Below are 6,680 nucleotides of genomic sequence, written 5' to 3'. Positions count from 1 at the left end.
CAGATACATCCAGAGCATCCAATTCAGATACATCCAGAGCATCCAATTCAGATACTCCGGCAAAATCAGGTGGTGTAGGAGCTCCGTATCAAGGCATTTCTCTCGATGCTTTGGGCAATTCCATGCAGGGAATTGAGGGCAATTTCAATTCAGTGGGAACCCACACCTGCGACGGAACGGGCAACTGTGGCTCTGGTTTGGGCGCTTACGGACTCATGAGTTACAGGCCTGATGTTCGGTTCGCCATATCGTCTCGCCCTGGGGGTTCTGACGTGTTATCAAAATTGGATAAAGGAGAGGCTGTGACTCCGGATCGCTTGAGTGAAGTTTTTCCTTCAGAAGCTCAGAAAGAAGTGTTTGAAGCAATTGCAAAAAGGTCGATCGATTCTGCCCTATCTCAGACAGATCCTCAGACCGGTCAGCCATTTTCGGGTCAGCGGGCGATCGAAAGAATCGGGCAAATGCAATATGGAGGCCCAGCTATTCCAGTGGATTCTCCCGCATCAGATATTCACGGTTATTACTCGGTGTTTGGTTACGGCAAAAAGGTAGCCGAGTCTTATCAAAGTTTCAGCAAAGTGCGTTGAAGTCAAACAATTGAAGAATTGAACAATTGAAAAATTGACCGATTTTGAGATTGGTGATTTGTGATTTAAAAACTGAAAAGTTCAAACATCTCAACTCTGAGAATAGTACCGTACCCCTATTTTCAAGTTTGCTTTCTGTCAAATATGTATTTTTTTGCACGTGGGAAGGAGAAACGATTGGATTAAAACTTCTATCTCAATAACGAATGTTTGTCATTACGAATGCTGTGGGCGATCGCAAATAACAATTGATATTCTATCTAGGAGGTTGTATGAACAATTTAGCGAAGGCGGTAAGTAGGTTTAAGTTAAATTTGAGACCTCGGTTGTATTTGGCAATAGCAGGCCTGGCGGTACTGTTGCTGTTGGGTTTCTCCGTATTTCGGAATTTATCTGTTACGACTCCCGGTTTATCTACTTGGAGTAACGCATCGCAAATAGAACCCAGTTTATTAAGTAATGTAGTTCAAGAAAATTACATTACTTCGGCTGGTGTCGAAACTTTTGATAAGTCAAAAATGGAAGTTTTGCGGTTGCCTTTTGTTTCCAGCTCAGGTCGTGACTCTGCTCAGGTCTTTCGATTCAATTCTCAAAATTTATGCGGCGTCGGAGGCTGCTTGTATTCTATTTACATCGATCGACAAAAAGTATTAAGCACGCTTTTGCGATCGGTCGAGCCAAAATTTAAGTTTTTGTCGGTGGTCAACAAAGGGATTCCGTGTTTAGCGATCGCACAAAAGAGTATTGATAACAGCGGTGAAGTAGAAAGTCAATACTGTTGGTTTGGTTCGAGTTTTTTGAGGGTAGAATAATGAACCGAGATAACGACTTGATTTTAACAGTAAATTACCCATCATTAGTAGGTTCCTCATCATCAGTAGGTTCCTCATCATTGGTAAGTTCATCATCAGTAGGTTCCTTGTCATCAGCAAGTTCTTTGTCATCAGCAACTTCTTCTTCATTAGGTTTATTGTCATCAGCAACTTCCTCATCATTGGTAGGTTCCTCATCATTAGCAAGTTCCAGCAACGGGTTCCAGGCCGCTTTGGGCAATGCGATGACCTTTGCCAAATCTCAAAACGGCATGACTTTATTGGGATGCTTGGCCGCTGTTTTGATTTTGCAGATGTTTGGTGGGGGAAAAAAAGGAAAGATTGCCACCTCTCGGTGGGCCGGCAAATCAGAAATATCGTCGGCCGGTCGTAAAGCCAAAAAGCAAATAGCCAAACCTACCCGCAACAGCGTTGCTTTGTACGTAGGACAGCCTGAGTTTATGGATGAAAAACTTAAAGCAATGTGGAGAGATGTAGGTTTGCTGCGCGATAAACCTCCCAACAAAATACACAGGACAGCAGCATGGATCGGCAAAATTGGCAGTACAGAGCGATCGTTTTATTTACCAGACGTGCAGCGGGGTGTTTCCGTAATTGGAGCTGCTGGTTGCGGCAAAACTTTTACAGTTATTGACCCGTTAATTAGATCGACTTTGGATCAGGGATTCCCCCTACTTTTGTACGATTTCAAGTATCCCGCACAGTGCAAAAGAGCCGTAGCTTACGCCATAAAGCGAGGCTATACAGTTAGAGTTTTTGCTCCCGGTCGTCCTGAATCAGAAACGTGCAATCCCCTGGATTTAATTAGAGATGAAGAAGATGCCGTTGCTGCGGGTCAGTTGGCACAAGTAATCGGTAAAAATTTTAACTCAGGAGGCGGTTCAGGAGATAAGTTTTTTGAAGAAGCAGGAGACAGTTTAGTTGAGGGTTTGTTGTTGGTAACAAAGGCTGTAGCGACTTTAACTGGTAAAAAAGAATACTGTGATTTAATGATGGCACAAGCAATTTTGAGCCTTTCTAACTTAGCCGGGAGAATGGATGAAGCTTCCAAAACTAAACTAAAAGTTTGGACAACACGCCCGCTTTCTCAGTTAATTAGCGTCAAGGATTCCGAAAAAACTGTTTCCGGTATTGTCGGTACAGCCCAGCGGATGTTTATGCGGTTCCTGAAAAAAGATTTTATTGGTGCTTTTTGCGGTGAAACTTCATTACCTTTAGATTTAGAAGGCAAGCAGATGATTATATTCGGCTTGGACAGGAACAATCGAGATATTGTCGGGCCGCTGTTAGCAGCTATCCTGCACATGGTTGTCACCCGCAACGTTTCCCGCACTGTTCCCAGAAATGATTGTTTGGTGGTAGCCCTGGATGAGCTGCCTACGCTTTATTTACCAGCTTTAGTTAATTGGTTGAACGAAAATAGAGAAGACGGTTTTGTGGGCATTTTGGGCTACCAAAATATGGCGCAACTAGAGAAGTTTTACGGCAAAGACTTGGCGAGAGCTATAATTGGCGGTACGGCTCATAAAATTATCTTTAACCCGCAAGACCCGGAAAGCGCCAAGGTATTTGCCGACTATTTGGGAGAAGAAGAAATTAGCTTTCGTTCTAAATCTACCAGCACGGGTAAGAGCGGCAATTCTACCAGTTACGGCGAACAAACCAATAAAAAATACTTGCTAGAACCCGCTCAATTTCTGAAGTTAGGAGTGGGTAGGGCAGTAGTAATCAATCCGGGGTATACCGAGGGCGGGCCTTCTAAAGAGGCTTATGTTCCCAGCATTCAAAGCATAAAAGTTCCGCAAGCCGATATCAAACAGATGAATTGGGCCGAGTCAAAATGGGACGCAATACGAAACACTTTGTTGGAGCAAAACAGTCGCACTATTTCCGATGAAGAACGGCGGCAGCAATTTGAAGAGCGCAGAAATCTTGCTGAAGAGCTATTTCCAGAGCCAGCAGAGTCGGGTGCTAAGGAACCTTCGGTTTTATTCTAATCAGTCATGCTGATTTTTTCCAGGTTCAGGTTTTGTCCAAACCAGTCGTGCTGATTTTTTCTCTTTGCCCTAATAAGTATTTAAAAGTGAGGTAACGTTAAATGCAATCTGTGAGTACAGGAGAAATAGTTTCATTTCAAGAGTCTTTTTTTAGATCCGTAATTGCCGCTGTTGTCAGTGCTGAAATAGCTTTTAAGCAAGCCGAAGAAGAAGCAGCGCGACGTTTGCGGGAATTGACTCAACAAGAGGAAGATGAGCGGCGAAAGTTAGAAGCAGACGAAAGAAAAAGAAATTTAGAAAGTGGGATGCAAATAAGCATGGGAGATGTCCTACTTTTCGGGTATACAGGCGGTTCAAAAATAGACACTCTTTCCGGTATGGCTGGTAAATTTTACAATCCAGGCTTGCCAAAAACTTTAGATGCTCTTAAAAATGTTGCAGAAGGGTCAGCATTGCCCAGTGCCGCCGATTTGCGAATTGATTTTGCGGGCAAACCTGTACTTCAAACCGATGCTGAAGGTACTGTTTTAGTTAATAAGTTTATAGGTGCTGGTTTTGAGTCAAATTATTTTGCATCTTTTTTTAAAGTTCGCGACAATTCGTCATTAAGCGAAGAACCCAGGCGCATTATTGAAGAACTGAATCGAGGTAAGCAAGTAGTTGTAGAACCTGTAAAGGAAGCTGTCAAGGGTTCTGTCGGAAAGAAGCAATCCGCTGTTAAACTGAGAAGTCGTGCGGTAGCTACTCCAGAGAAGTCAGTACCTTCGCCGTCCTTCACACCGACACTGGAAGCATCGCAATCACTTCAGTCTCAATCATCTCAACCTCAGTCATCTCAATTTCACTCATCGCAATCTCAACCATCGCAATCTCAACCATCTCAATTTCAACCATCTCAATCATTGGGTAGCGATTCTAGATTGCGTTATGTAGTGGAGCATTTAGTTGAATTTTCAGCCTCAGTCGGTACGCCTGTTGAAGTGAAAGGGGTGCACTATATTTGGAAAGCCACTCCAGACGGTCGGTGCCGCATCGACGATCCAAATCGCCGCTGTTTGCTGATAGACGATGGTTGCGGAAACTTCCGCAGCCGCATGACTGAAGCAGATTTGGAGCGTTTTGAAAAAGCTCTTCCTGAATTGATGAAAATGAAGCCGAGTCAGTCTCGACCTTATGAGTCTAATTCTAAACAGTCGAAAAAAGCACAATTAGAACTTTAACTATCAGGATTTTGTGGTAGATAAATCTCCCACTAATTAGGGCAATGTAAAACAACGAGGATGATTTATGGCTCATACAAACGCACTGTCAGGCATTATGGCTTCTGCCGGTTGGGCAGTAGAATTTGTGGCTCCTTTGATAGAGCGACCCTCTGCATTTCAATTACTTGAAGAAGCTTCATTAGAATTTAAAATACCTTGCTATTTTTGGGACTTTGGTTCCTGTCGATTTCAAGATATTTCTCGTCCTCACAGTTTCGTAGCTCCCGATTGCTGTGGCATTTTTAATATTTTGAAGTATTTGTGCATAACAGACACTCCGGGTATATTTGTAATTGAGAATATGCAGGAACTCATGCAGATTCGCAGCATTTCCGATTTCAACTCAGAAGAAAGACAACTGCAATTATCGGCAATAGTTGCCAATTTGTACTTTAAATTTGCAGCCAGCGGTGGTAGTAATTTTTTAGTATTGCTTTCTACAAATGGGCTGCGGGTAGACGACTATTTAAAAGGTTTAGTACCTTCAGTCTTTTTGCCACTGCCCGACAGAGAGCATTTGGTTGAGTCAGCATCTCGATTGTCCGCAGAATTTGGTTTGGAGCCAGCCGATTCGGAACAGTTGATTAGTGCGATGTCTGGTTTATTTTTGAAAGAAATTGCTAGGGGAGTAACTCTTTGGCAGCAAGGTTATTACGGAAAATCTTCAGACATATCTAGTAGCCTGCGTCAGTATAAAATTGGCAAGTTTCGGGAATTGGGATTGACTTTTAAGGAACCTTCAATTTTAGGCGAATTCGGGGGTTTAGATTTGCTGAGGAATGCCTTAGAAGACGTAAGATTTCAATTTTCTGGGATGGCGAGAAGCTTTTCTATTCCCTTGCCGAAAGGTTGGCTGTTGGTAGGGCCACCCGGTACCGGTAAGACATTTGCCGCGTCTGTTTGTTCTTCTAAATTAGGCGTACCCTTGGTGAGCGTGGATGTGGGCGCTCTGATTGCTGGGGGAGCGGCGTATTTGTCCTGTGTTTTGCAGCGAGTGGAAGCAATAGGAGCAAGCGTGCTCTATTTTGATGAGTTGGATAAGCTTTTTTCTTCTAATTCCAGTTCTCTTTCTGGCGAGTCGGGCAACAGCATTCAAATTCTCGGTCAATTGCTGTCTTGGCTGCAAGATAAAACGGGTCACACTTTTGTAATTGCCACTCTCAACCGCCTTGCAGCACTACCCCCAGAGCTAACCCGTTCTGGCCGATTTGATGCGATTTTCTACGTGGGATTTCCGCAAGCGTGCGAGCGAAAGCAAATTGTGGAACTCCACGCTGCTCGTTTTGATAACAGATACAAAAATACTTCAGAATCTCCCCTTTCAGACCGATCTTGGCAGATTTTGCTGAACATGACTAACAATTTTGTTGGAGCAGAACTTGCCCGCATGGTAGAAGCCGCTGCTCAAAAAAAAGCTAGAGAAATAGCGAATATCTTGAGCGGTAAAAACTCGGAATTTTCGCTGTGGAATAAAACAGATAGAGAGCAGATTCAAGAATTAAGGTGTTTGGTCAATTTACCCGAAAGCGATTTGTTGGTTTTACCTTTGTCAATCGAATCTAAAACTTTACATGGCATTGTCAGATTGGAATTGAATGATTTCTTAGAAGAGAGGAAGAAAATAACGCCTTTATTCGTGAGAGATACAGATAGAATTCTGGCAATGGAAAATTCATCGCGCTACGTTTCCGTGCCTGCTTCCAGTCCCGATACGAGTTTATTTGCACCCATACTTTCTACTTTTTGGGGAGAGGAGGTATCAAGTAAATCTTGAGCGATAAAATTGATTCCATAAATTCGCAGGTGCTGACGTACAAATCAGCAGGAAATGAGGGATTAAGTAAATGTTGATAAATTGATTCCATAAATTCGCTAGTGCCGACGTACAAATCAGCAGAAAATGAGGGATTAAGTAAATGTTGATAAATTGGTTCCACAACTTCACCAGTGCCAACGTACAAAGCAGCAGAAAATGAGGGCTTAAGTAAATGTTGATAAATT

Annotated in this window: 6 protein-coding genes and 1 pseudogene; 5 read left to right on the top strand and 2 right to left on the bottom strand. The window is 43.0% G+C overall.

Features of this window, described 5'->3' with window-relative positions:
* Together QT974_RS07040 and QT974_RS07035 are read left to right on the top strand one after the other, a co-directional pair.
* Positions 1 to 587: pseudogene (locus QT974_RS07040) on the top strand (hypothetical protein); the annotation flags it as partial.
* Between the two features lie 272 nt (positions 588 to 859).
* Entirely contained in the window at positions 860 to 1,399 is a 540-nt protein-coding gene (locus QT974_RS07035; RefSeq protein ID WP_333467805.1) for a hypothetical protein, read from the top strand.
* 34 nt (positions 1,400 to 1,433) lie between these two features.
* On the opposite strand, the gene QT974_RS07030 is transcribed toward QT974_RS07035, so the two are convergent.
* Positions 1,434 to 1,640, bottom strand: coding sequence for a hypothetical protein (locus QT974_RS07030; protein ID WP_333467804.1), 207 nt, complete (start codon positions 1,638 to 1,640; stop codon positions 1,434 to 1,436).
* A 4-nt stretch (positions 1,641 to 1,644) separates the two neighbouring features.
* Between QT974_RS07030 and QT974_RS07025 the strand changes: the two genes are divergently transcribed.
* From QT974_RS07025 to QT974_RS07015, 3 genes are all read left to right on the top strand, one after another.
* Positions 1,645 to 3,417: a type IV secretory system conjugative DNA transfer family protein gene (locus QT974_RS07025; RefSeq protein WP_333467803.1), complete on the top strand. Its 1,773-nt coding sequence runs from the start codon at positions 1,645 to 1,647 to the stop codon at positions 3,415 to 3,417.
* A gap of 101 nt (positions 3,418 to 3,518) precedes the next feature.
* Positions 3,519 to 4,637, top strand: a complete 1,119-nt coding sequence (locus tag QT974_RS07020) for a hypothetical protein (RefSeq protein ID WP_333467802.1) — start codon at positions 3,519 to 3,521, stop codon at positions 4,635 to 4,637.
* Between the two features lie 67 nt (positions 4,638 to 4,704).
* Positions 4,705 to 6,453 (top strand): ATP-binding protein, encoded by a 1,749-nt coding sequence (locus tag QT974_RS07015; protein ID WP_333467801.1) that lies wholly within the window; start codon positions 4,705 to 4,707, stop codon positions 6,451 to 6,453.
* On the opposite strand, the gene QT974_RS07010 is transcribed toward QT974_RS07015, so the two are convergent.
* On the bottom strand, positions 6,416 to 6,680 hold a 265-nt coding region (locus QT974_RS07010; protein WP_333467800.1), incomplete at its 5' end, for a hypothetical protein. The genes QT974_RS07015 and QT974_RS07010 overlap by 38 nt on opposite strands.

The organism is Microcoleus sp. BM001215392, from assembly GCF_036700185.1.
Lineage (GTDB): Bacteria > Cyanobacteriota > Cyanobacteriia > Cyanobacteriales > Microcoleaceae > Microcoleus.
Note: the sequence above shows the minus strand (reverse complement) of the source record. Positions and strands in the feature narration are given on the sequence as shown.

Bases quoted from the DNA above. Each gene is read 5' to 3' on its own strand.
- QT974_RS07035 (WP_333467805.1), top strand. From the start codon at position 860: ATGAACAATTTAGCGAAGGCGGTAAGTAGGTTTAAGTTAAATTTGAGA.
- QT974_RS07025 (WP_333467803.1), top strand. From the start codon at position 1,645: ATGACCTTTGCCAAATCTCAAAACGGCATGACTTTATTGGGATGCTTG.
- QT974_RS07020 (WP_333467802.1), top strand. From the start codon at position 3,519: ATGCAATCTGTGAGTACAGGAGAAATAGTTTCATTTCAAGAGTCTTTT.
- QT974_RS07015 (WP_333467801.1), top strand. From the start codon at position 4,705: ATGGCTCATACAAACGCACTGTCAGGCATTATGGCTTCTGCCGGTTGG.